Source organism: Armatimonas sp. (genome assembly GCF_043757465.1).
Taxonomy (GTDB): domain Bacteria; phylum Armatimonadota; class Armatimonadia; order Armatimonadales; family Armatimonadaceae; genus Armatimonas.
In genome coordinates this window covers 1-22,200 of sequence record NZ_JAYVPL010000085.1, presented here as the reverse complement: position 1 = coordinate 22,200, position 22,200 = coordinate 1, and the positions used below count along the sequence as shown (strand labels likewise).

Genomic DNA, 22,200 nt, shown 5'->3' with positions numbered 1-22,200 from the left:
GTAATCGCGGCTGTCAGGCTGGTCTTGCCATGATCCACGTGTCCGATCGTGCCCACGTTTACGTGAGGCTTTGATCGCTCAAACTTTGCCTTACCCATAGTATATTAAGCTCCGTTGTGTAGTTACACAGAAAGACGCAACGCCTCTGTCCGAGTGCGTTGCGCCAGGATGGAGCCCTCGATGGGAATTGGACCCATGACCTCTTCTTTACCAAAGAAGTGCTCTACCACTGAGCTACGAGGGCATTAACGGCCATCACTGACCGAGCAAAAATTCTATCATGCTCCCCTACGATTGTCAATATACATTCCTGCCTCGGGTACAGGACATCGAAGTGGTGAGACGAGTAGATTTGCCTTCGTTTGGTAAAGTTATCATCATAGAGGGATGATTGAAGAAACGAAACGGCGAGTGTTTGAGCGAGTCGAGCAGATTCTCGCAGCTCAAGATGCCCCCTCAAAACCATCAATGATTTGGAACAGATTTCCCTCAGCATTCGCGATGGTTGTCGAGCCCTGGTAGATGCCCGACCTGCCAGTCTGCATTATTTAAAAAGTCCGCGACAGCGGTTCCGGGGGGAACCAGCGAATCCACGGCTGCTAAAAAACTCTGAGGAAGAGTGAGTGACGCGGCAGGCAGCAGGCTTGTGAGCTGCTCCAAAGTGCGCGGCCCCACAATCGGCGCCGTCACTAAGGGGTTTGCCAGAGTCCAGGCCACTGCGGCGACGGCAGGATCGAAGCCGTGCTCGCTCGCCAGAGCCGAAAATCCCGCCGCGACTTCCGAGGCATTTCGATTGGTGCGCTGCCGCCACATCGCATTTCGTGCGATTCGGGAGCCCTCGGGGAGTGTGCTCGGTGAGACCGTGCCGTACTTGCCCGTGAGCTGCCCACCTGCCAGCGGCGACCAGACAATCAGCCCCCAGCCCGCCTGCTTGAGGAATCCCGCCCGGTCGTTCTCGAGGCGGCGATCCAGAATGTTGTAGGGCGCTTGCTCACAGACGGGTCCGATTCGGTGGTGGAAATCCGCATGCCACTGCGCGTCGGACATCTGCCAACTTGCAAATGTACTCGTTCCCCAGTAACGGATTTTCCCCTCTTTGACAAGGGTGTCCAGAGTCTCGATGGTTTCGTCGAGCGGCACGGTAGGGTCGTAGCGATGAAGCTGGTAGAGGTCAATCCAGTCGGTCTGCAAGCGGCGCAGGCTCGCTTCAATCGCCAGACGAAGATGCCGCCGCGAGAGCCCACGATCATTCGCTCCGGGCCCCATCGCGCCGTTGACTTTTGTCGCCAGCACGACTTGCTCGCGGAAGCCAAACTGGACAAAGGCTTTCCCGAGAATCTCCTCGCTACGCCCCGCCCCGTAGACATCGGCGGTGTCCCAGAACGTCACGCCGGAGTCGTAGGTTGCTTTGAGGACGGCAAGTGAGTCTTCCTCGCTCGTGGACTCGCCAAAGTTCATGCAGCCAAGGCACAGATTGCTCACCTTCAGCCCAGAGCGCCCCAGCGCGACATTCTCTATCATTTAGAGTGCCTCGTACTTGTCGAAGATTTTATCGAGTTGTTGGGAGAAGGCACTATGACATGCCCTTGGTGAAACTCTCGGCCTCTTTCAGATACGTGTCGAACGGATTTTTCAAGTCCAGATGCCGGTTCTTTGCCAGATACACCAGATCCCAGTCAATCACATAGTCCTTGGACTTTTTGTCGAGCAGCTTCTTGATAATATCGGCGCGGGCGGCGGCGCGGGTGTTCTGCGGCGCGGCAACGGTCGCAGTGGCGATCTCAGGGTCGGTGACTAAGCGCTCCATCTCGCCTAGCTCCTCTAAGCCGTAGAAAAGGCCCTGGCTGCGGTTGGTGTTGTGGTACTCGATATCCAGGCTCTGCATCACATCGTCCTGCCAGCCGACACCCTCAGACTTCATAAACTCCGTGTACATCTTGTGTTTAGCGACCCAGTCCAACTTGTTGGCAAGGGTCAGCGGGTTCGTTTCGAGCGCATCAAGCGTCGCTTCCCACTCGCGCAGCACCCAGTCGGTCTGGGTGTCCACACCCGCAAGGCGCTTCTTGCCCGCTTCGAGGTAGATGCGCTGGAGATCCACGGCCTTGATCGTGCCGCCGCTCTTGCGCTTGACCAGCCACTTCCAGCTCGGGTCGCGGCTGACGGAGCGCAGAGTCTCCAGCGGGTCGCGGATCTCCACCTCCGTGCCCAGCAGACCGTCTTCCACCAGCGAGAGCACCACACACGTCGTGCCAACTTTCAGCGCCGTGGCGTAGTCGGACATATTGCCCTCGCCGTAGAGAATGTGCAGGCGGTGCAGGTTCGAGAAGTTGTAGTAGCTGTCCCACTTCGGGTTGATAATCGCCCGGTTGAAGCGCACACGGCTACTGATTGTCTTGACAATATGATCCGCACGCTGCGAGAGCTGAAAGTCTACCGTCGGATCAATCTCAACGCCGTAGAAGTTGCTCACCCACTGGTAGTCCACGTCATAGTCGGAGATCGTCATCACCGAGTTCTTCATGGACGAGAAGTTCAGCCGATGCCCCCCCACACGCCCGACACCCGCAAAGATCTGACGTGTCACTAGGAACGGTAGAAGATAGTTAAAGCTCGCTCGGAAGAAGTCCTCGTCGTGCATCTCGACTAAGTAGTTCTCATGGCAACCAAACGTGTGGCCGCCGAAGTGATCCACCGAGTTGTTGTGAAACGACGCCGTCTCCGCAAGCCCCAGATCGTTTAAGAGGCTCTGAACAATCCACTGCCCGGCTTTATTGTAGCGGCAGACATCAAAAATATCCGTGCACTCCGGCGTGGCATACTCCTCATGATCCCCGACAGCATCTATGTAGAGCCGTCCCCCGTTGAGAAGAAACCCGCCGCTACGGGCGGGTTCAAACGAGTAGTCGCGGGCATGGAGGTCAATGAGCCCCCAGTGCTTCTGATAAAAACAGTGATTCTTGACCGCTTCGACAACCTGCTCAGGCGATCCGGCGGCATCATCGCGCACCATGCACCCGAACTCCGTCTCGATCCCAAAAATACGTCGCTCCATGCCCTGATTGTATCCGATTTCTAGCCCGTTCTGCGCCGCCGTCGCAGGGCAACTCCTCCAAGCCCGCCGAGGGTGCCCCTCTTATCCGCTTCTGCTCCTCACGGCGTTTTTTCCGTGAGTGGCTTGAGGGTTTTCGGAGCTTGTCCGCTCTTTCGGATGCTCGAAAAGAGCTTTGCCATTGGGTCGTTCTCGTTATCCGCGATATAGCCAATGAAAGCGATACACATCTCGTCGGTGGTGGCCTCTCCCCAGGCGACGGGCTGTGGCGGATTGTTCGGCTGACGCGGGTTGGCGGCTGAGTTGTCGTAGCGAGCCTTGAGCGTGAGCTGAGTCCCCTTGGGCAGTGCCACAAAGTCCTTGTAGTTGTAGGAGTCTTGCCAGTTGAAGTCCCAGTCGTTGATCCGGATCAGAAGCTTTTTCTCGCCACGGGGAAGTGTCGCCTCCACGGCGATCTCTCTGCCCAGCAGGTGCATGTGCGGAATGATAAAGATCGCCTTGGCATCAAAAAGCATCGGGAAGCTCGTCCCCGTTTTGTAGCTCGCCTCACCCGCCGGAATATTGAGCGGCGCGATGAGCGGCAGGATGCCCAAGTGCTTGGTGATAGGCTTCTTGGCGAAGTAGATCCCGACCTGCGTGGTATCTTCCTCAGGCTTCCCATTGGAGTGGTAGTGCACCTGCATCACCAGATCACTTCCCTTGGGCAAAGGCCGTGCGATACCCTCGGGGAGGAAGTAGGGCAGCTTTCCAGGTGCCCAGCCATCGAGCTCGCCATCGGGTAAGAAGCCCGGGCTGCCAAAGCTCGTGTAGCCCGGCCCGGCCTCAGCCTCGTCCATCTTGCGCCCCCGCCCCTGGGTGTCTAAGTAGCCGATCACATGGTGCACGACGGCTTTATTGCCCGCCCGGTACTCCACTGCGACCACTTCCTTGTCTTCGGTGACGCCGGTGGGCAGCACAAAGCAGCGGTAGACATCGGCCCCCGAGGGCGCGACTTGGTAGCTCTGAGGCATCTTTAAGATCAGATCGGGCTCGCCCAGGGTCCAGCCTTTGGCAAACTTGGGGGGCGTGGGGGCTTTGGCTAAGTTCCCCGCCGGAGCGCCCGACTTTGCCCACAGTGAGACGAGCTGAATCTGCGCATCGGTGAGCTTGCGCACTCCTGTAAAATCCCCATGCCCCTCGACGGGCTTCCACGGCGGCATGACACGCTTCTCGGAGACCTGGGCAATATTGGCAGCAAACGCCTTCGCACTGGCGTAGCTATCGAGCTTCATCGGCCCGATCTCGCCGTCGCGGTGACAGGAGATACAGTTGTCATTGAGAATCGGCGCGATGTGCTCCGCGTAGTTTGGGCTACCTGCGCTCTTCCCCCGCTCGGCGGGGGTCAGGGGGAGCTCGATGACGCACCCCACGGCCTCGGTCTTGGCTACCTTGATGGGCTTTCCATCCAGTGCAGCCCCCAGTGCGTCGGAGAGCTCATGGTGTAGTGGTGCCGTTCCGCGAGGTTTTGCCTGCCCCGCCCCATCATCGCTAATGCGCCCGTTGTAGAGCACCTTGCCACGAGTATCGAGCACAAAGGCATGTGGCGTGACACTCGCGCCCAGCGCCGTCTTGAGCGCCTGATCACCGTCACACACAATCACGGCATCACTGAGGCCGTATTTCTTTGCATGCGCTCTCGCGGTCGCCTGATCCCCCGGATTGCTGTAGACGAGCACCAGCTGCCCACCGTGCGCCTTCGCCGTTCTTGCCAGCACGGCGAGCTCCGGCGCGTGGCGATTGGCAATCGGGCACGCGACCCCAATAAAGACAACGGCGGTCGCCTTCTTGCCCAGATACGCCGCCAGCGGCGACGCTTGCCTTGTGGCGGTGGCCAGCACGGTGCCCCCCAGCAAGAGCGCCGACACCCCGATCATCCCTACAAAATGGTTCCGTACCATAATCACAAGCCTCCGTCTTAAAAGACAGTCCACGTCTGAGTTTGATTCCGATTTTTCAGATTGTACCCTTTTTCACAAACAAGGCTGTCACACTCGCCCTCGGGGCTTCGTCTCCTTCAACAAGGGGCGCTGTTAAAGCTCCCCACACTGCGAGGAGAAGGAGTTTACGGAGATGAATACCAAACCCATTATACTGACGGGACTGGCGATGATCGGGCTGCTGGGAACAAGCTGGGCGCAGAGTGGCCGCCCAAATCCCTCACAGAAACGACAGGAAGACAAAAACCTCATGCGTAACCTAGGCAGCGGCCTCGGAGCAGCGGCGCTGAACTCCGCACGAAACGGGCGCATTGGCGATGCGATTGTGCTTGGAGCCGGAGCGGCTCTCGCGGGCAAGAAGTTCGAAGATGCTCGTAAGGCGCAAAATGATGAGAGCCGCTACGGGCGCGACGACCGCTATGGCCGCGACGACCGCTACGGACGCAATGACAGATACGATTCCAATGACCGCTACAACACCGATGCCTACGATAGAGACCGCTACAACTCACCCTCCCGCTGGGAGCGAGAGCGAATCGAGCGCGAACGGCGCGAGCGAGAGCGGGAAGAGCGGGAGGCGCGTATCCGTTGGGAGCGTGAGCACCGTGGCCATAGTGGGGATCGTGATCGCGACCGAGACTGCTGTGACCGGGATCACCGCCACGGCTAGGAACCAATAAATCTCCCGGTCCTACGAAAATAGGACCGGGGCCTCCCCCCTTCGACCCAGGCAGACACGACGTAAAACGGGCATACTCTTTCTCAGGAGAACTGTCCGATGTCCGAAGAACGTGTCTGCCTGGATTTTTTGCTAAAAGAGCTTCGTCGCTGGCACACCGAGGGTCGTGTCCCGGAGACATTCCTCGCGCCCCTCTACGACGAGTACACAGCGCGGCGCAAAGCACTCGCCCCACCACGGCTGGAGATGTATGATTTAGAGCCGGATAGCGCTTCGCATCCCCCCTCTGCCCCGCCCCGCCCCGCGCACCCGTCCCACTCCCCCCGTCGCGGCCTGCTGGCTTTTTTGGAGGAGCGCAATATCGCCGCGCTCCATCTGGTAGGATCGCTTCTCTTACTGGCCGGACTCTTCTTGCTGGTGCAGTGGCAGTGGGACGGCATCGGCAGGTTTCTGCTGCTCGCCGTGCTGGCACTGTCCGCCGCCGGTCTGCTGCGCCTGAGCGACAGCCTGCGTGACGAACACCCACAGAGCAGCCAGGTATTGGGGCTACTCGGCTGCCTGATTGTCCCGCTGTGTGGCATTGCCCTGAAAGTTTTTGGCCTAGTGGGCGGACTGTCCTGGCCCCTGACCGCACTCCTGACCGCCCTGTGCAGTGGGGGCGTTTTTGTCTGGCGGCTACGCACGACCCAGGAGCCCCTGCTGATCGGCCTGCTGGGCGGTGCCGGGGCGGGCGCGGTCTGGGGCTTCGCGGGTCTTGTCCCCGCGACCCTGTTCTGGCCCACCCTCATTATTAGCTTTCTCGGACTGGCGACACTGAGTTTCTGGCAGACAGAGCGCGACGACAGCCTCTGGAACCGGATGCGCGTCGTCGTCGGCCACTGCCTGACACTTGCCGGAATTGGAGCGTCGCTGCTCTGGGCGGCACAGGTCAGTGGCACGGCAACCCAGTCGGCAGTCGGACTAACGCTCCTCGGAGCGGCGGGGCTCTACGGACTCACGGGAAGCCGCCTTCAGATCGCGTGGCTAGGCTACGCGGCCACGTTCGCCGCCGCGCTCGGCGCACAGTTCCTCCTGCCAGACACCGCGAGCATGATCGCACGTGGTGCCATTGCTTCCGCAACAGGCGTCCTGGCGCAGCTTCTGACCCGTTTCCAGCGAGGCGAGGGACAAGCCGCCGCCACCCCGTACCAGAACAGTGCCCGTGCGCTCACCCTCCTGGGCTTGTTCCCCGTTCTACTCGCACCGGAGACCCGTGATGTGCCACTGGCAGGGCTCTTTGCAGCGGAGGCAGTTCTCTGGCTGGTCGCCGCACGAACGGCACAAGGTCTTTTGTGCACTTCGGCGCTTGCCCTCGCTGCCTGCCGCCTCATCGCCATTGCGCTCGATGGCTGGTTTGTCGCTGCCACGGGGCTACCCGCCGGTCCACTGCGCTGGCTGCTGCTTCCCTCACTTGCTTTCGGGCTCCTGAGCCTGCGGACCATAACCGAAGAGCGTGCTGTTATTTTGCGACAGTGTGCCCTTGCGGCATTTAGCTGGGCCTGCGTGGGCCAGTTTACCGGGCTCCTGGAGAGCAAGAGTGCCGCAACAAACTGCATGGTCTTGATGCTCGCGTCCGCCGGGCTCGGCCTCTGGGGGCTCTGGCAGGACCGCCCTGTGGCGGCGCGTGGCGCACTGATTCCTCTGGGATTCGCTCTGGTGGCTCAGTGGGTGCGCTGGGCAACGGTGGGGCATGATCTGCCCCTTCCCGTTCTCGCCCTGGCACTCTTCGTGGCGGGTGTCACTCTCCCTGCAAAGGCTGATCTTGGGCCACGGGCCACGCTGTGGCTGCTTGCGGCGGGGCATCTCGCGGCGAGCCTGCTTCCTGCGGCCCTGCTCCCGTTCTGGAGCCTTGCCCTAGTTCCCGTGCTCCTCTGGCTGGGCCGCGCGGAAGGCGACACGGACAGGCCGCTGCGTCTTACGGAGTTCTTTGCCGTACTGGGCTTCTTAGCCACCGTACTGCTCCCCTCGGGCAGCTCGCCCCTCTCGCTCGTGGTCACGGGTGCCGCGCTAGCCTCGGTCTCGCTGCTAGGATACCGCCCCAGCGGGGTTGCGACTGCTGCCGGACTGGCTACCGCTGCCGTGGCGCTTGCAGCGAGCGGGTACCCACACCCTTCCCTCTCCCTAGCGCAAGTGAGCTTCTTACTCGCTGGCCTAGCCGCATTCTGGCTGGGGCTGGCGGCGAGCCTCCGGCGCACCACGAATCTCTGGGAGACGCTCAGTGCGGTGGGTGTGGCCACCACGGCAGTTGCGGTCGTGACCGGGGTATACGGACTGACCGGACAGGATCAGGGCCGGTGGACGATCTACACGCTGGGGCTGAGCGCAGCGACTCTCGCGGCCACGGCGGGCTTGCGCAGGCAGCCAAACTACCTCCACAGTGCCTTCGCCTGTGCCTTCGCCGCCTACGGTCTCTATTTCTTCGACCAGTTTGGGCTGGACTCCGATAAACTCGACTACTTCCTCATGCCCATCGGGCTCTATCTTTTGTTTATCGCCGAGCGCATGAACCAGGCCCCCCTGCGCGCCCCCGGCCTCCTGCTCCTGCTTGGCCCCTCACTGCTCGCCATCGTCACCAACCCCCACGACTGGCAGCACGCTGTTCTGCTCGTCCTAGAGTGCTTGGTAGCTGTCGCGGCAGGCATCCAGCAGCGCGTGAAAGTCTATCTGGGCGGCGGGATCGCGTTTCTCATCACGCTTCTGGTCATCAAGCTCTGGGACCCACTCCGGGAGATCAACTTCGGGGTCTATCTCACCCTCCTGGGTGTCGGGGTTCTCACTGCCGCGCTCCAGTTCGATAAGCGCCGAGAAGCACTGCGCCGCTGGGCGGACTCGGTGCGGGAGACCTACCAGAGCTGGGATTGACTAGGTATCTGTACGAACCCAGCGCTGGGCCTTCATCTCGGAGCGCGGGAGTGTCCCACAGTCAACGATATTTGTGGGGAGGCGCAGGTGGAAAGTGGCCCGGAGTGCGGACTCGGCGGCGTGGCGGAGGGCTTCGGGGTCGGGACAAGACGGCAGCGGCTCCAGCTCGATAACGGCCTCGCGTAGGGCATTGGCCGTGGTGAGCGTCACGCGGTACTCGGCAATTTCTCCAAACTGCCGCAGCACGGCCTCAATCGCCGACGGGTAGAGATTCACGCCCCGCACCACCACCATGTCGTCGGTGCGGCCTAGAATCCCACCGTCGAGTGCCAGATCCCAGCGCCCACAGGCACAGATTTCTCTCGCGCCTGCCTGCACCAGATCGCCGGTTCGGTAGCGCAAGAGCGGGGAGCCAAGCCGCCCGAGGTTCGTCAGCACCAGCTCACCGCGCTCGCCGGGAAGCGTGGGTTGCAGTGTCTCCGGGTCGAGCACCTCGGCGATAAACCGAGACTCCAGCACGTGCAACACGCCCGGGCAAACGGGGCACTCGAAGCTCACCGGGCCGATCTCCGTCATTCCGTGGTGGTCGTAGAGGCGCACACCGGGCCAGAGCTGCTCGATACGCGCCCGGGTCGCGGGAATCCCCGCGCCCGGCTCGCCTGCGACAATAATGCGGCGAACGGCACTAGTCGCCAGATCAATCCCCTCTTCTCGCGCCACTTCCCCAAGGCGGATCGCATACGTCGGGGTGCAACAAAGTGTCGTGACACAGTTGTCTAGGATCGTCTTCAGCCGCGCCGCACTGCTCATCCCTCCACCGGGCAGGCAGAGGCAGCCCAGCCGTTCCCCCGCGGCAAAGGCGGTCCAGAATCCCAAAAATGGGCCAAACGAGAAGGCGTAGAAAAGGCGATCACGGGCAGAAACGTCGGCGGTGCGAAACACCTCCACCCAGTTTTCTACCATCCACTCCCATGACTCCGTGGTGTCTAGCCAGCGCAAGGTGAAGCCGCTCGTGCCGCTCGTTTGGCAGAAGCGCGTGTAGCGCTCGATGGGATAGGTCAAGTTGCTTCCGTACGGCGCGTACTCCCGCTGATCGTCGACGATCTGCTGTTTGGTGGTCAGTGGCATACGCGCAAAAAACTCCGCCAGTGAGCCCACGCCCTGGCCTAAGCCCGCCGCGTCGAGCTTCGGGGCATAAAACGCATTGCTTGGCATGAGGGCGGCGATGAGTATGTTGAGCCGCGCGAGCTGCTCAGCCTCCAGCGCGGCGCGACTCAGGAAGCTCATACAGTTTCCACAGAGACGACGTCGATCTGTGCGGCGAGCGCATCGGGGATTCGGGCGGCCTTCATCGTTCCGGCTTCGTGATCCATCGCCACACAGACCACGGTCATACGGCCCGTCGCCACTTCGAGCAAGGGCTCGGTTCCAACCTTCGTGATATGAAAAACATAGCTCAGCGACTTGGATTTTTTTGCGGTGACAACTAAACGCACATCCAGCTCATCCTCAAAGCGCAAGGGCGAGCGAAACTCACAGCCCACATCCACGCGCGGCCAGCCAATTCCTGCATCTCGACTCGCCACGGAGAACCCCAGCGAGCGAAAAAACGCATGCTCAGTCACTTCCATGTAGCGAAAGTAGCTGGAGAAGTGAATGATGCCCGCCATGTCCGTGTCCGCGAACTCAACCCGGTGGCGCAGGACAAACTCATGGGGCATGGGGCAGAATCTCCAGGATATCGGCGATCACAGCGCCTTCCGGTGTGGAGAGGATATTGCGTCGCCCGTAGAAGACACTCGGCTCCCCTGAGAGCCCGAAGACATCGTTGATAAAGGCATTGGCCTCAACTCTTAAAAACGCCTGCGGACAGCTCACGTGCGTAACCGCGTGCTTGGCGAGAATAGTCCCCAGCGGCAGGTGCCCCGCCTCAATGTCTTTACGTGCCTCAGCGGTGAATGTACTTAAGTGAATCGCAATCGCCCCGAACTCGACCGGCGCTTCCCCGGCCAGCAAGACCACCTCGCGGAAGAGCACATCGCCCTGAATGCGGCGGCCCAGCACGCGAAGCGCGATCTCCCGAGCGTGAAATGCACTCAGAGTCGGGGTCATGTCGTTGAGATGAACAAGAAGCTGTCGGTAGGGCTGAGGCACATCCCCACCCTCCACACGCTCGATCTGTGGCAGGGCGATGCCCTCTTGCTCATGCAGAAGATCCAGCGGGAAGAACAGGTTAAGCTCAGGCATACCGCGCATCTCGGTGCTCGGGTAGGAAGAACTCATGCACCAGGCGATCCACGCGAAGCAGTCCCTCACGGTTTAGCCGCAGCTCGTCGCCGTGTTCTTCCAGAAAGCCCTCGGTTCGCAGCTCATTCATCGTCTCTGCAAATCGGACGCGCAGATCCACGCCGAATTTCTGCGCGAAATAGCCTAGGCTGACATGGCCAAGCTTGAACTGCAAGATCAGCTCACGGATCAGGCTCTGCTCCGCCGTCGGGGTTAAAGCGCGGTAGATCGGGAGCTGGCCGCTGGAAATTTTATCAATATACGGATCGAAGTTGTGTTGGTTCTGGAAGTGGACTCCCCCGACATGGGAGAACGACGCCACACCAAGCCCGAGCAGATCCGCGCCCGCCCAGAGCTGATCACGGTAGCAAAACCGAGTGGTTGCGGGGTCGCGAACGGCGGTATACCCGCTGGTGACCGTGTAACCTGCTTGCTCTAGCTGCCCAAACGCATACTGCACCCACTCACGCTTCTTGGCCCAGGTTGCCACGGGAGCGATCTCGTTGCCACCCTCCTGCATCTCCGCAAAGATCGTCGTGTTGTAGGGAATCTCCATCTGGTAGATCGTCACGCTGTCGGGCAGGAGCTCGATAGCTTTCGCGACCGTGGCCCGCCAAAGCGCATCGGTGTCGCCCATCATCCCCGCGATCAAGTCAATGTTGATCTGCGGGAAGCCCACCGAGCGCGCAAAGTTGTAGGCACGGTCAATCTCCTTGGCTCCGTGTGCGCGGCCATTGAGCTTCAGGATGCTCTCATCGAAGTGCTCGACACCAAGACTGAGGCGCGTCACCCCGACATTGCGAATCGTGGTCAGCTTGTGCTCATTGAGCGTCCCCGGCTCGCACTCGAACGTCACTTCCTCGGCCTCGTCCCAGGGGAGCAAGGCCTTCATGGCATCGGTGAGGTAGGTGAGCTGTGTGGTCGAGAGATACGACGGCGTGCCGCCACCAAAGTACACGAAGCGCGGCTTGCGCCCCCCGACAAACGGTTTGCTCGCGTAGGTGGTCATCTCCGCAATGGCCGCATCCAGATAGCGCTTGATCTCACCGGCATTCTTGTCGGTGTAGACTCGAAAATAACAGAAGTGGCAGCGCTTGCGGCAAAACGGAATGTGCAGATAGACCCCAAGCGGCGTATCGGGCAGAGGCGCACGCTCCAGGGTAGCTAGAGCCTCCGGAACCGAGGCGGGTGTCCAAAAGGAGTACGGAGGGTAGTTGGAGACGAAATAATTTCCCGCCTTAGTCTCTTGTGCCCCAAGCATCTCTAAGTTCAGTCGTGTTGTCGCCATTGCGTCGTCTTTCTTGAGTCTGGCAGAAGCCAGAGCAGTGCAGGTGCGGTCATCATCGTCGTCACGAGCGCCATCACCACCATCATCGCAAATAAAGTAGGAGAAATAACATGCAGATCGAGCCCGATGTTCAGCACGATCAGCTCCATCAGCCCTCGCGTATTCATCAAGGCTCCCAGTACCAAAGCGTCACGCGCCCCCACTCCAGTTCCCCGTGCGGCAAAAAAAGTACCGCCGACCTTCCCTAGAGTCGCCACAAGAATGATACCCGCACAGATCAACCAGGCGCTCCCCTCGGAGAGGAAATCAATCCGAGTACGCATCCCAGTCAGGGCGAAGAAGGCGGGCAGGAGCAGGGTCGAGACCACGGGCTGAAGCTGGCGGATCAGGGTCTGAGCCAGGGTGCTCTGGTGCGGCAGAATCGCCCCCAGCAGAAATGCCCCAAAGACTGCGTGGATTCCGATCTCCTCGGTGGCAAGCGCGGAGAGGAGGACGGCGACCAGCACCAGTGCCCCCCGCGCAGGTGTGAGCGGCTCGTCGCCCCAGTGGCGCATCAGGCGGCGGGCCAGGGGGCGCACGATAAGGAGCATGGCGGCGAGATACCCCAGAGTCCCCCAGACAATCGTCACGCCCACGCCCACCTGCGCCTTCGCCACGCCTACCACGATGGCCAGCAGGCACCAGGCAATCACATCGCCAATCGCGGCGCAGGCCAGTGCCAGGGTTCCCAGCGGCGTCTGGAACATCTGCCGGTCGGTGAGGATGCGGGCCAGCACCGGAAACGCCGTCACTGAGAGTGAGATTCCCATAAAGAGGGAAAAGCTAGTCAGCGATGCCTCTTTATGAGCGAATCGAATAAAGAGAACCGGTGTGAGTGCCATGCCCAGCAAGAACGGCACGAGAAGGCTTGCCAGCGACGTGACGGCCAGTGTCTTAACCTGCTGCCTTAGCGAGCCACCACTGAGCTCCAGCCCAACCGTGAACATGTAGAGCAAGATACCGAGCTGTGCAAGAATCCCCAGCAGAGGAGTGGCGGTAGCGGGGAGCAGCATCCCTGAGAGCCGCGCTCCCAGCAGCGAGGGTCCCAGGACGATTCCAGCCAGCACCTCTCCGATCACAGGCGGCTGCCCCAGGAAACCCACTAGCTTACCGAGCACCACTCCGGCGGCAATCACAGCGGCGAGCGCCAAGAGTACCTGTGACAGCGGGTCCGTCAGCGGCATTCTAGGGCTTGTAGCCTTCAGGGAGAACCAGCTCGTTGGCCTTGTGGGCAACGTCCATCACCACGGGGGTGTCCCACGGTGCGGGCGGAATCTTATTGTCCGGGTAGAGCGACTCCATCGGGGCCCAGACTTCATCCACCCGCTCCGTGAAGAGATCGCCGATGAGTAGATCGGTCATTGTGTTGCGAAGATGCGGATAGGTCTTGATAAACTGCCCGAAGCTAAAGCCCTCGTAGTACTCACAGACCAGGCGGCGCATGCGATCCACGCCCTTGTTGAAGTCCGGCCCCCACTTGCCCAGCTGCGCCTCGGAGACATCGCCTCTCTCCAGCCCCTCCACCACCGCATCGGCGGCAAGCTGGCCCGACTTGAGCGCGAGCAGCACCCCCGATGAGTAGAGAGGATCGAGGAAACCAAACGCATCGCCCACGAGTACCCAGCCGTTGCCCGCCGCCTGTGTGCAGCGATAAGAGTAGTCTTTGGTGGCAAAATAGCCCGTGTCCCGTGTCGCGCTGGCGAGGCGCTCTTTCACGCCGGGGCAGGCCTCCACTTCGTCCTGGTAGGTCTTCTCGTGGCTCTCACGGCCCTTAAACAGATAGTCAAACGGCCCGACCACTCCCACACTCATCCGATCATCGTGGAGGGGAATGTACCAGAACCAGCCTTTTTTGTCTCCCGTCTGGAGCACCATGGTCGCCCCGGCGTTGCGGCCTTCGTCGCGAAAGGCTCCCTTCCAATACGTCCAGATCGCCCCTTTATTGAGCACCGGATCCCACGTCCGTAACCCCAGCTTGTTGGCCAGAAGGTTGCTCTGCCCGCTCGCATCAATCACGACACTTGCACGCACTTCCTCCAGCGTCCCATCTTCGAGCTGAATCTTCACCCCAACGGCCTTGCCCTCGTCGAAGAGCACCTCACGAACACGCACGCCCTCTTGTGCATCCACGCCGTGCTCGCGGGCGTTGTTGAGCATCATCAAGTCAAACTCGCTACGGACTACTTGCCAGGTCTGGGAGCACTCGTGGGGCTTGTTGTCCCAGAAGTAGAACGGCGCACTGGTCTTGCCCGCTGAGTTGACGAACTGGACACTGTGCTTGTGCACAAAGTGACTCTTTTTGAGCTTCTCCAGCATTCCCAGCCGCTCTAGAACCCAGTAGGTTTCCGGGATCAGCGACTCGCCAATGTGAAAGCGCGGGAAGTGCTCACGCTCAAAAAGCCGAACCTTAAAGCCCCTCTGGGCAATCAGGGTCGAGACGGTCGAACCGGCAGGTCCACCACCAATAACGATCACATCAGGATTACTAGCTTGATTCATAGTGTTGCGGTTATCTCTCTCATTAGTTCCGCCCCTGTTCCGTGGGCGGCTCTACTTCCCCATAATCTTCGGAATTGCGCCTTCGAAGGCAGAGCGTAGCTGATCCAGAGAAAGTTCAAGAAGGCCAGCGGCATCGAGCTTGTTGTTGTTCTTCACTTGCCCGATAAAGACCGCCTCAACACCATTTTGTTCACACAGATCGAGAAATGTGTCCTGCTCTTTTGTCAGTTCTTTCACCGTCACCACAATGCGGCTCGGAGCCTCGCCAAAGAGAACAGCACTCCAAGGCAGATCGTTCCCATCTTTTCCAACAAAGTCCGTGATGGCGAAGCGAATCTCTGCGCCTTTGTTGCCGCCCAGACAGCTCTCGGCGACCGCGGTCAGGAAGCCGCCTTCGGAGCAGTCGTGGGCGCTCTGGATCAGGGCGTTGGCAACGGCCTCACGAACGACTTTTTGGACACTGGCTTCGGCGGCCAAGTCCAGCTCCGGCTTGCCCTCGGCGCGGCCAAAGATGCGATAGAGGTACTCACTTCCTCCAATGCCCGTTGCGCTCTCCGTGCCCACGGGGCGCAGGAGATAGATCAAGTCGCCGTCGTTCTGGAAAGACAGGCCCATCGGCTCGACGTTTTCCGGGATCACGCCCACCATGCCCACCGTGGGGGTCGGGTAGATCGCGCCCTCGGGGGTCTCGTTGTAAAAACTAACATTGCCCGAGACAACGGGCGTCTTGAAGAAGTCGGCGGCTTGCGCCATGCCTTCCACGGCGCGACGGAACTGCCAGAACCCGGAAGGCTTCTCCGGCGACGGAAAGTTCAGACAGTCCGTGAGCGCGGCGGGAACGGCTCCCACACAGCTCAAGTTGCGCGCCGCCTCCGCCACAGCAAGCTGCGCACCGACAAACGGATCCAAATAACAGAAGCGGGGATTGCAGTCCGTGGTCGCTGCGATCTTTCGCCCGTCGGCCTCACGGATGCTCAGCACCGCCGCATCACCGCGTCCGGGCAAGATCTCGGTCTGGGTCTGCACCATCGTGTCGTACTGCTCCCAGACCCAGCGCTTGCTCGCGATACTCGGCGTGGCGAGCAATTTCAGCAGCACATCGCCGTAGCTCTCGGGCTCGGGCAGGGTCGAGAAATCCGCGCTCTGGACTTGGGCGATGTACTCGGGCTCGGCGGCGTCTAAGTAATAGGTCGGGCACTCATCGGCCAGCGACTTGGCAGGAATATCGGCCTCTAGGCGCTCGCCGTCCCAGACCTGCACATTGCCGGTCTCGGTCATCACCCCGATATAGGCCGCGTTCAGCCCCCACTTGTGAAACACCGCCGCCACTTCGTCCTCGCGGCCTCTGTCCACCACCGCCAGCATACGCTCCTGGCTCTCGGAGAGAAGCACCTCGTAGGCGTTCATCCCCGTCTCGCGGCGCGGCACTTTCTGGATATCAATGGTCATTCCCAGCGAGCCCTTGGCGCTCATCTCGCTCGTCCCACAGGTCAGACCTGCCGCGCCCATGTCCTGAATCCCCACAATCCCGCCGGTCGCCAGCGCCTCCAGAGTGGCTTCGATGAGCAGCTTCTCCATAAACGGATCGCCGCACTGCACATTGGGCCGCTTGGCCTCAGACTCTTCGGAGAGCTCTACACTCGCGAAAGTCGCGCCATGAATCCCATCGCGCCCCGTCGCCGAGCCGACATAGAGCACCGGGTTGCCGATTCCCTTCGCTTTGGCACTCGCAATCGCGTCTAACTTCACGATTCCGATACTCATCGCATTGACTAATGGATTGCCGTTGTAGCACGGATCAAAATAAATCTCGCCGCCCACCGTGGCGACCCCAACGCAATTTCCGTAGCTACCCACTCCCGAAACCACGTGCTCAAACAGATAACGGTTATGAATAGCAACAGGAGTATTGCCCTCAATCGGGCCGAATCTAAGCGAGTTCAGGCTGGCGATGGGCCGTGCGCCCATCGTGAAAATATCGCGCAGAATCCCGCCGACTCCCGTAGCTGCGCCTTGAAACGGCTCGACCGCGCTCGGGTGGTTGTGGGACTCCATCTTGAAGACCACACCCCAGCCCGTGTCGCCGAGCGGGACACTTCCCGCGTTCTCCAGTGCCCCGGACTCCTGCGCTTTCTTGTACTCAGAAAAGAGCTTGAGCACGGGGCGGCTGTACTTATAGCCGCAGTGCTCGCTCCACATCACGGCGTACATTCCCAGCTCGGTGTAGGTGGGGACGCGCCCCAAAACGTCTTGGATCTGGGCGTACTCCGATGCATTGACGCCCATCTCGCGGGCAACGATCTCAGAAACGTGGGGATACTCAGGGGCATTGACAGGGGTTAGCATAGCGCCTCTATTGTACCGTGGAAGCTTAGTAAGGTAATATTGCCTAGCGGAAAAACCGACAATTATCTCCGACAAACCACTATGCTCTTGCCGCACTCCCTTAAAGTACCTTCTCTCAATAAGCTCCTTGAGAAAGCTCATGCCCTCGTGAATCAGGATGCTGGGGCAGCACTCGCACTCGCACAAGAGGCGGTTGCCCAAGCACGCTCCACCGACACACCACAACTGCTCGCGAGAGCGCTCCGGGCCCGGGCCATGGCGCAGGGCTCCACGGGAAATATCACCGCCGCGCAGAGTGATTTCCAGGAGGCGCTTTCGCTTGCCCAGGAAAGTGAGGATCTCCATCTGGTGAACCAGTGCCTGCATGGAAAAGCAGTCGCCTTAAAGCACCAGGGTGCCTATTCCGAGGCAATCGCGACAATGCACTCGGCAGTCGAGATCCTGCGCACGATCAATAATCCCGAAGGACTTCAGGCGAGCCTGAACTCGCTTGCAGCATTTCATGGGAGCCTAGGCGACTATGGCGAGGCAATAATATGCCTGACTGAGGCTCTCGAACTCGCGCGTGACAATCACAACGACGAAGCACAGATTCTGAGTAATATTGCGATGGTGCACCTTGAGTGCGGGCAGCTCGACGAAGCCCTCCGTCACTTTGAGAGGTCACTTGACTATGACGCGGCGCTGTCGCACGTCACCTACCGCTGTAACACCCTGATCAGTTACGCCCACACCCTCCGTGCAGCAACAAGGCCTGACGAAGCAGCGACGGCGGCTCAGCAGGCTCTGGATCTCGCCCGCACCCAGCACAATAAGCCCCTGGAAGCCGCAGCCTTGGTCGCTTTGGGATGCTCACTCACCAACCCAGATTCGGCAAAGCGGACGCTCCGGGAGGCCCAGCACCTCGCGGAAGAGCTCGGGCTGCCCGAGCCACTCCTCAGTGCCTACCAGGCACTGGGTAACTTTCTGGTGGAGCAAGGCCAGACCGTGGAAGGATGCAACTGGCTACTCAAGGCACTGAAACAGGCGGAAGCGCACCACCGTCTCTTCGCGCAGAGCGGGATCCACCAGAAGCTCAGCACGGCCTATCAGGCTCAGGGAGATATTCACAAGGCCCTCACGCACTACCAGAGATTTCACGAACTCTACGCGCAGCTTCACAAAGAGTCTGCCCTGCACCGCATGCAGAGCCAGCTCGCGCGACAAGACGCCGAACGTGCGCGTCAAGAAGCCGAGGAGCTGCGTCAGCAAGTGCTGGAGGACCCACTCACTCAGCTCTACAACCGCCGTTTCCTGAGTCAGTTTCTCGAAAAAGAGATTTCTCGCTCACGGCGCTACGAGCTTCCGCTGAGTGTTATCTTAATTGATATTGACGACTTTAAGCAGGTCAACGATACCCACTCTCACCGAACCGGCGATCTGGTTCTCTTGGCCTTTGCCACGCTTCTGCGTCAGTCCAGCCGCCAGAGCGATGTTCTGGTACGGCAAGCGGGTGATGAGTTTGTGATCATCGCTCCGGAGACCACGCTCCCGGATGCCCAGAACCTCGCGGAGCGCCTCCGCCAGAGAATCGCAGAGCATCAGTGGGATACCATCGTCCCCGACCTCCACCTAACCGTCAGTATCGGGGTTGCAGACCTGCTCGGTGAGGAAGACTTGCTAGATCGGGCAGATAAGCTCCTCTACACTGCCAAACGTGCGGGCAAGAACCAAGTCGCGGCCTGAAAAACTTCTATAGTGCAGTTCTTGCTGCCACCAGATCACCGGGTATGCCTTCTTTACCCGCCTCTTGCCTGCCCGGTATGCCGCCCTCGTCGGTCGCGTTTGGCCCCACACTCCAGAGCGTGATCTTCTCAGCAGAGTCACGGTGATAACGCAGCGGGGCGCGAGTCGGGGAGAACGGGTCGGCGGGGAGAAGCTTCGTCGCCTCGCTCGGCTCGGGATAACGCCCCGTTTCGAGGCGCACGGCGCGGAGCAGTAAGTAGCCTTGCAAGAGCTGTGACTGGGCTCGGGTCAGCATCCACTTGATTTCCAGTTGCCCATAGACGGGCAGGATTATCTGGCTCAGCAGATCACTCGGTAGCGGCGCCGCCGGGCGCGGGTTGCTCCACGGCTGTTCGGAGCGCTTCCCGACTAGCTCCATCCAGGTCTCCATGTTCGTCGCAACCGTACGTGGGCCGTAGTAGACGACCTGCGCCCGCAACTTGGCCCACTGGAGTTTATCGGTGAGTGTCTCCGGCTCGGGCTCCGACGCGGTCTTCCCCGGCATCATCTTTATTAGCTGGCTCGTCATTGCCTGCGCTTCGCCAAAAAAAGTTGCCGTGTTACGCCAGGCGGCGAGCGGCCCGCCTGTAAAGATCGGCTGGAACTGACTACGCACCATGCGCTTCTCTTCCTGAAATGTCGCCGAAAGCGGCCAGCGTTCTTTCTCCAGCGCCGCCAGCCGTGCCGCCGCCGCATGCGCCGTTTTCGCGTCGAGCTTGTCAGCGATCTCCCAGAGCGCTTTCTGTCCGAATGGCTCGCATGAGTTCCCAATTATCTCCGGCATCATTCCACCACCGCGCGGGATTTGTTGGCTCAGCGCGATGGCATCCAGGGCGTAGCGGCTAGCTCCAGGGAGATCCCCCACGTCGGCGGAAGTCTTTGCGGCGAAGGCCAGCGTCCGTGCCAGAGCACGCAGCACTGTGCTGTTGAAGTGCTCGCCCGACCGATCTAGGTATTCCTGAGCCAATCCCTCGCGGAGTTTGTTAATAGCAGGCTGGTTAGCGGCAACGAAAGCCTTGCGCTGGCTCAGCGAGTACGGCGTCTTCGGCTTGGGCCAGGGATTGACTTCGACGCCATCGTGCTTCTTAACCAGCAGCTTTCCCGCCGCCAAGATTGTGTCGTAGCCATTGGGCTGAGGCACGCTCCGCTTCAGCGTTTCTTCAGGCGGGAAGACATAGTGCGCCCTGTACCAGATGCCAAGCGTGATTCCCAGCAGCGGGGTGGTGATGGCAAGCACCTGGGCAGCTCGGCGAACTCCGCGAATAAATCGGCTCATGACAGGCTCGTAGACGTTGAGAACAGGGAAAAGTTGCGTACAATAGATCCATGACAAAGATCGTTATCATTGGCGCAGGCAGCCAGTTCGGCGGAAAGCTCTCACGCGATATTCTCTCTCTCCCCACGCTCGCCGACGCGCACATCTGCCTCTGCGATATTAACGCCGAGCGACTGGCACTGACGGAAGCCTACGTCCGGCGCATCATTGACGGCCACGGTCTGAAAGCGAGGCTCTCGGTCTCCACGGATCGCAAAGTGCTTTTGCCAAGCGCAGACTTTGTTGTGGTGTCTGTCTCCGTGGGCGGGGCGGCGTACTCAGGGCATCCCGTGACGGCGGAAGTGGAGATCCCCCTCAAGTACGGCATCACGCAGTCCGTCGCCGACACGGTGGGTGTGGGAGGCATCTTTCGGTTTCTGCGCACCGGCCCCGAGCAGCTCGCGATCTGTCGCGATATGGAAAACCTCTGCCCCAATGCCCTGATGCTCAACTACACCAACCCGATGTGCATGCTGACCTGGGTGCACTCGCGTGCATCGGGAATAAAGAATGTCGGACTGTGCCATAGCGTCCAGCACACGGCTCATCAGATAGAGAGCTACACGGGGCTCGAAAAAGACACGATGCGCTACCTCTGCGCTGGGATCAACCACCAGGCTTGGTACCTCAAACTAACGCACGACGGCGAGGATGTCTATCCACGGCTCCGCGCCGCGCTGGATGACCCTGAAGTGGTGGCTAAGGACAATATCCGCTTTGAGATGTTCAAGCACTTCGGCTGGTTTGTCACGGAGTCGAGCCGTCACTGCTCCGAGTACCACCCCTACTTCCGCCGCAACAGCGACTTAATGACTCACTACAATCTGACGGAGTGGCACCCGCCCACAGAGGCCGCGCCGCCGCGCACCTGGCTCAAGGACGACAACGAGCTTCCTCCACTCACCCCAAGCGTTGAGTACGCGTCCAAGATTATCGAAGCCGTCGTGACAAACGTTCCCTACCGCTTCAACGGCAATGTCATGAACGACGGCCAGCTCATTTCCAATCTCCCCGTGGAGTGCTGCGTCGAAGTACCGTGTCTGGTAGATGGCCAAGGCGTCCAGCCGACACGTGTCGGAGCGCTTCCCATCCAGCTCGCCCAGCTCAATCTCACCAACATCGCCCCACAGGAGCTCGCCGTACGCGCCGTCTTGGATAGAGACCGGGAAGCCGCCTACCACGCCTGTCTGCTCGACCCGCTCACAAGAAGCACCTGCACACTGGATCAAACCAAGCAAATGTTCGACGAGCTCTGGGCCGCCGAGGGTGAGTTACTAGCGCATTTTTAACCGAAGTAAAATACTCCGGCCTAAAGGCCGGAGCTTTTTATTGAAAGCGGACACCGCAAAAGCCTCAAGAGTTCCCACTTTCTCCTAAACCCAGTTTCAGAGCCATCAGCTCAGAAAAGTATCGGGTCTTGGTTTGCCTTGCCCTGATCTTGGATATAGCGGCGAATCACGCCCTCCTGCGTCTGACCAACACTCTCGACAAAGTACCCATCACACCAAAAGCTATCACCCCACAAAAACTCCTCAAGCTCAGGAAACTCCAAACGAAGAAGACGGCTGGATCGCCCCTTGAGAAGATTGACAACTTTGGCAACAGACACCGAAGGAGGAATCTGCAACAACAAGTGAAGATGATCCGGTTGGACATTCAACTCGTGCAGGGGCCAGTTGCGCACCTCGCAGCCCTGGCGCAGCAATGCCTCCACTCGCTTGGCCACTGCACCCTCCAGCACACGGCGACGATACTTGGGTGTCCAGACAAGGTGAACACGAAGGCGATGCGTCGTGTGAGCACCAGCAAGATAGCGAGAAACACCCTCAGGCGTAGATGCCAGCTCGCTGGTAATGGAAGGCTTTTTGCGTTTTCCCAAACCCTATTGTAGCACCAGAGGCTGCTGGCAAATCTGACACTGAGTCGAAAAACCAAACTCAAAATAGTAAAAAGAGATACCCCGGAGCTTGCACCGATCGGATACCTGTCCGGCCATCCGTCCCAAGGGACGGATGGCATCACGTTTCCTCACCCGGCCTGAAGGCCGGGGTTTCCACG

At 60.1% G+C, this 22,200-nt stretch carries 17 protein-coding genes and 1 tRNA gene; 4 read left to right on the top strand and 14 right to left on the bottom strand.

Going from position 1 to position 22,200, the window contains the following annotated elements; all coding sequences use genetic code 11:
- The 5 genes from ACH2ED_RS11420 to ACH2ED_RS11400 form a co-directional block, all read right to left on the bottom strand.
- Positions 1 to 98 (bottom strand): GTP-binding protein (locus ACH2ED_RS11420; protein ID WP_395088435.1); only part of this gene is annotated, 98 nt, incomplete at its 3' end.
- A gap of 71 nt (positions 99 to 169) precedes the next feature.
- Positions 170 to 244 (bottom strand) — tRNA-Thr (locus ACH2ED_RS11415).
- A gap of 245 nt (positions 245 to 489) precedes the next feature.
- On the bottom strand, positions 490 to 1,521 hold the full coding sequence (locus ACH2ED_RS11410) for an aldo/keto reductase (protein ID WP_395091121.1): 1,032 nt from the start codon (positions 1,519 to 1,521) through the stop codon (positions 490 to 492).
- Positions 1,522 to 1,573: 52 nt separating this feature from the next.
- On the bottom strand, positions 1,574 to 3,052 hold the full coding sequence (locus ACH2ED_RS11405; protein ID WP_395091119.1) for a proteasome accessory factor PafA2 family protein: 1,479 nt from the start codon (positions 3,050 to 3,052) through the stop codon (positions 1,574 to 1,576).
- Positions 3,053 to 3,150: 98 nt separating this feature from the next.
- Positions 3,151 to 4,986, bottom strand: coding sequence for a redoxin family protein (locus ACH2ED_RS11400; RefSeq protein WP_395091117.1), 1,836 nt, complete (start codon positions 4,984 to 4,986; stop codon positions 3,151 to 3,153).
- A gap of 172 nt (positions 4,987 to 5,158) precedes the next feature.
- Here ACH2ED_RS11400 and ACH2ED_RS11395 point away from each other — a divergent pair, with 172 nt between their 5' ends.
- Entirely contained in the window at positions 5,159 to 5,695 is a 537-nt protein-coding gene (locus ACH2ED_RS11395; RefSeq protein WP_395091115.1) for a hypothetical protein, read from the top strand.
- A 108-nt stretch (positions 5,696 to 5,803) separates the two neighbouring features.
- Complete coding sequence (locus ACH2ED_RS11390; protein WP_395091113.1) at positions 5,804 to 8,605, top strand: SCO7613 C-terminal domain-containing membrane protein; 2,802 nt, start codon at positions 5,804 to 5,806, stop codon at positions 8,603 to 8,605.
- On the opposite strand, the gene ACH2ED_RS11385 is transcribed toward ACH2ED_RS11390, so the two are convergent.
- From ACH2ED_RS11385 to purL, 7 genes are read right to left on the bottom strand one after another with little or no spacing between them, the layout of a single operon-like run.
- Positions 8,606 to 9,892, bottom strand: a complete 1,287-nt coding sequence (locus ACH2ED_RS11385; protein WP_395091112.1) for a phenylacetate--CoA ligase family protein — start codon at positions 9,890 to 9,892, stop codon at positions 8,606 to 8,608.
- Positions 9,889 to 10,326: an acyl-CoA thioesterase gene (locus ACH2ED_RS11380; RefSeq protein WP_395091110.1), complete on the bottom strand. Its 438-nt coding sequence runs from the start codon at positions 10,324 to 10,326 to the stop codon at positions 9,889 to 9,891. The genes ACH2ED_RS11385 and ACH2ED_RS11380 overlap by 4 nt, the downstream gene beginning before the upstream one ends.
- A complete protein-coding gene (locus ACH2ED_RS11375; protein WP_395091109.1) occupies positions 10,316 to 10,852 on the bottom strand; it encodes a hypothetical protein in 537 nt (178 codons plus the stop codon). Before ACH2ED_RS11375 ends, ACH2ED_RS11380 begins: the two co-directional genes overlap by 11 nt.
- Positions 10,845 to 12,179, bottom strand: coding sequence for a coproporphyrinogen-III oxidase family protein (locus ACH2ED_RS11370; RefSeq protein ID WP_395091108.1), 1,335 nt, complete (start codon positions 12,177 to 12,179; stop codon positions 10,845 to 10,847). The genes ACH2ED_RS11375 and ACH2ED_RS11370 overlap by 8 nt, the downstream gene beginning before the upstream one ends.
- On the bottom strand, positions 12,161 to 13,402 hold the full coding sequence (locus ACH2ED_RS11365; protein WP_395091107.1) for a cation:proton antiporter: 1,242 nt from the start codon (positions 13,400 to 13,402) through the stop codon (positions 12,161 to 12,163). Before ACH2ED_RS11365 ends, ACH2ED_RS11370 begins: the two co-directional genes overlap by 19 nt.
- A gap of 1 nt (position 13,403) precedes the next feature.
- Positions 13,404 to 14,717: an NAD(P)/FAD-dependent oxidoreductase gene (locus ACH2ED_RS11360; RefSeq protein WP_395091105.1), complete on the bottom strand. Its 1,314-nt coding sequence runs from the start codon at positions 14,715 to 14,717 to the stop codon at positions 13,404 to 13,406.
- 51 nt (positions 14,718 to 14,768) lie between these two features.
- Positions 14,769 to 17,063, bottom strand: a complete 2,295-nt coding sequence (gene purL / locus ACH2ED_RS11355; protein ID WP_395091103.1) for a phosphoribosylformylglycinamidine synthase subunit PurL — start codon at positions 17,061 to 17,063, stop codon at positions 14,769 to 14,771.
- 147 nt (positions 17,064 to 17,210) lie between these two features.
- Here purL and ACH2ED_RS11350 point away from each other — a divergent pair, with 147 nt between their 5' ends.
- On the top strand, positions 17,211 to 18,788 hold the full coding sequence (locus ACH2ED_RS11350) for a diguanylate cyclase (protein WP_395091101.1): 1,578 nt from the start codon (positions 17,211 to 17,213) through the stop codon (positions 18,786 to 18,788).
- 7 nt (positions 18,789 to 18,795) lie between these two features.
- Here ACH2ED_RS11350 and ACH2ED_RS11345 read toward each other — a convergent pair whose 3' ends face one another.
- Positions 18,796 to 20,103, bottom strand: coding sequence for a hypothetical protein (locus ACH2ED_RS11345; RefSeq protein ID WP_395091099.1), 1,308 nt, complete (start codon positions 20,101 to 20,103; stop codon positions 18,796 to 18,798).
- Positions 20,104 to 20,153: 50 nt separating this feature from the next.
- On the opposite strand from ACH2ED_RS11345, the gene melA reads away from it, so the two are divergent.
- On the top strand, positions 20,154 to 21,431 hold the full coding sequence (gene melA, locus ACH2ED_RS11340; protein WP_395091098.1) for an alpha-galactosidase: 1,278 nt from the start codon (positions 20,154 to 20,156) through the stop codon (positions 21,429 to 21,431).
- A 110-nt stretch (positions 21,432 to 21,541) separates the two neighbouring features.
- On the opposite strand, the gene tnpA is transcribed toward melA, so the two are convergent.
- On the bottom strand, positions 21,542 to 22,021 hold the full coding sequence (tnpA, locus tag ACH2ED_RS11335) for an IS200/IS605 family transposase (RefSeq protein ID WP_395091096.1): 480 nt from the start codon (positions 22,019 to 22,021) through the stop codon (positions 21,542 to 21,544).
- Positions 22,022 to 22,200 lie beyond the last annotated feature (179 nt).

What these genes read in the sequence shown, in the direction of transcription:
- ACH2ED_RS11410 (WP_395091121.1), bottom strand. Translation starts at nt 1,521, where the DNA reads ATGATAGAGAATGTCGCGCTGGGGCGCTCTGGGCTGAAGGTGAGCAAT.
- ACH2ED_RS11405 (WP_395091119.1), bottom strand. Translation starts at nt 3,052, where the DNA reads ATGGAGCGACGTATTTTTGGGATCGAGACGGAGTTCGGGTGCATGGTG.
- ACH2ED_RS11400 (WP_395091117.1), bottom strand. Translation starts at nt 4,986, where the DNA reads ATGGTACGGAACCATTTTGTAGGGATGATCGGGGTGTCGGCGCTCTTG.
- ACH2ED_RS11395 (WP_395091115.1), top strand. Translation starts at nt 5,159, where the DNA reads ATGAATACCAAACCCATTATACTGACGGGACTGGCGATGATCGGGCTG.
- ACH2ED_RS11390 (WP_395091113.1), top strand. Translation starts at nt 5,804, where the DNA reads ATGTCCGAAGAACGTGTCTGCCTGGATTTTTTGCTAAAAGAGCTTCGT.
- ACH2ED_RS11385 (WP_395091112.1), bottom strand. Translation starts at nt 9,892, where the DNA reads ATGAGCTTCCTGAGTCGCGCCGCGCTGGAGGCTGAGCAGCTCGCGCGG.
- ACH2ED_RS11380 (WP_395091110.1), bottom strand. Translation starts at nt 10,326, where the DNA reads ATGCCCCATGAGTTTGTCCTGCGCCACCGGGTTGAGTTCGCGGACACG.
- ACH2ED_RS11375 (WP_395091109.1), bottom strand. Translation starts at nt 10,852, where the DNA reads ATGCCTGAGCTTAACCTGTTCTTCCCGCTGGATCTTCTGCATGAGCAA.
- ACH2ED_RS11370 (WP_395091108.1), bottom strand. Translation starts at nt 12,179, where the DNA reads ATGGCGACAACACGACTGAACTTAGAGATGCTTGGGGCACAAGAGACT.
- ACH2ED_RS11365 (WP_395091107.1), bottom strand. Translation starts at nt 13,402, where the DNA reads ATGCCGCTGACGGACCCGCTGTCACAGGTACTCTTGGCGCTCGCCGCT.
- ACH2ED_RS11360 (WP_395091105.1), bottom strand. Translation starts at nt 14,717, where the DNA reads ATGAATCAAGCTAGTAATCCTGATGTGATCGTTATTGGTGGTGGACCT.
- purL (WP_395091103.1), bottom strand. Translation starts at nt 17,063, where the DNA reads ATGCTAACCCCTGTCAATGCCCCTGAGTATCCCCACGTTTCTGAGATC.
- ACH2ED_RS11345 (WP_395091099.1), bottom strand. Translation starts at nt 20,103, where the DNA reads ATGAGCCGATTTATTCGCGGAGTTCGCCGAGCTGCCCAGGTGCTTGCC.
- melA (WP_395091098.1), top strand. Translation starts at nt 20,154, where the DNA reads ATGACAAAGATCGTTATCATTGGCGCAGGCAGCCAGTTCGGCGGAAAG.